2 protein-coding genes are annotated in these 1,341 nt (G+C 72.0%); both read left to right on the forward strand.

Annotated features, from left to right (window positions below; genetic code table 11):
- Positions 1-549, forward strand: a 549-nt coding sequence (gene dmpG / locus G7A99_RS17590; protein WP_240466333.1) for a 4-hydroxy-2-oxovalerate aldolase, incomplete at its 5' end; no start/stop codon positions are given.
- Positions 546-1,337, forward strand: a complete 792-nt coding sequence (dmpH, locus tag G7A99_RS17595) for a 2-oxo-3-hexenedioate decarboxylase (RefSeq protein ID WP_018719570.1) — start codon at positions 546-548, stop codon at positions 1,335-1,337. The genes dmpG and dmpH, both read left to right, overlap by 4 nt.
- Positions 1,338-1,341: the final 4 nt, after the last annotated feature.

A 1,341-nucleotide genomic window follows, 5' to 3' on the forward strand; every position in this document is an offset into this window, starting at 1 on the left:
GCGATGACCATGGACGACATCCGCGCCCGGGTCCGTGCCCTGCGTGACGTCCTCGATCCGGCCACGGAGCTCGGCATCCACGCCCACCACAACCTCTCGCTGGGGGTGGCCAACTCCATCGCCGCGGTGGAGGAGGGGGTCAACCGCGTGGACGCCAGCCTCACCGGCATGGGCGCCGGCGCGGGCAACGCGCCGCTGGAGGTCTTCATCGCCGCCGCCGACCGCATGGGCTGGGCGCACGGGTGCGATCTCTACACGCTCATGGATGCCGCCGACGACATCGTCCGGCCGCTGCAGGACCGCCCGGTGCGCGTCGACCGCGAGACCCTGGCGCTTGGCTACGCGGGCGTGTACTCGAGCTTCCTGCGCCACGCCGAGTCGGCCGCGGAGCGCTATGGGCTGAAGACCGCGGATATCCTCGTGGAGCTCGGCCGGCGGCGGATGGTTGGCGGCCAGGAGGACATGATCGTCGACGTCGCCCTGGACATGGCCCGTGCCCGCGAGCAGTCCGCCGGGGCCGGCACCGCCGTGATGGAGGGCGAGGCATGAGCACGCTGAGCAGCGAGCAGATCGAGGCGCTCTCCGAGCACCTGGACGCCGCCGAGGTCCAGGCCCGCGCGGTGCCCAAGATCACCGACGACTACCCGGACATGGATTTCGAGGACGCCTACGCCGTGCAGTGGGCGACCCGGCGGCGCAAGGCCGCCCGCGGCGACCGGATGGTGGGCATGAAGATGGGCCTCACCTCCCACGCCAAGATGCGCCAGATGGGCGTGGAGGAGCCGATCTACGGCTTCCTCGCGGACTACTTCCAGCAGCCCGAGGGTGCGGCCATCGACACCGGCTCGCTCATCCACCCGCGGGTGGAGGCGGAGATCGCCTTCGTCACCCGCGAGGCGCTGGGCGGGCCCGGCTGCCACGTCGGCCAGGTCCTCGCCGCCACCGACTTCGTGGTGCCGGCGGTGGAGATCATCGACAGCCGCTACGAGAACTTCCGCTTCGACCTGCCCAGCGTCATCGCGGACAACGCCTCGTCGTCCCGGTTCGTCACCGGCTCGGCGGCGGCCCCGGCGGAGGCACTGGACCTGCGCACCCTGGGCGTGGTGCTGGAGAAGAACGGCGAGGTCGTGGGCGTCGGCGCCGGTGCGGCGGTGGTCAACCACCCGGCCGCGAGCATCGCGCTGCTCGCGAACATGCTCGCCAGCCGCAACGAGGTCATCCCCGCGGGCAGCCTGATCCTCTCCGGGGGCATCACCGCGGCGGTGGCCGTGGAGGCCGGCGACAGCGTCACGCTCCGGGCCCAGGGGCTCGGCAGCGTGAGCCTGCGTTTCGAGTGATTCC

This window comes from Arhodomonas sp. KWT, assembly GCF_010993615.1.

Coding starts and splice junctions, on each gene's coding strand:
- dmpH (WP_018719570.1), top strand. CDS start 546: ATGAGCACGCTGAGCAGCGAGCAGATCGAGGCGCTCTCCGAGCACCTG.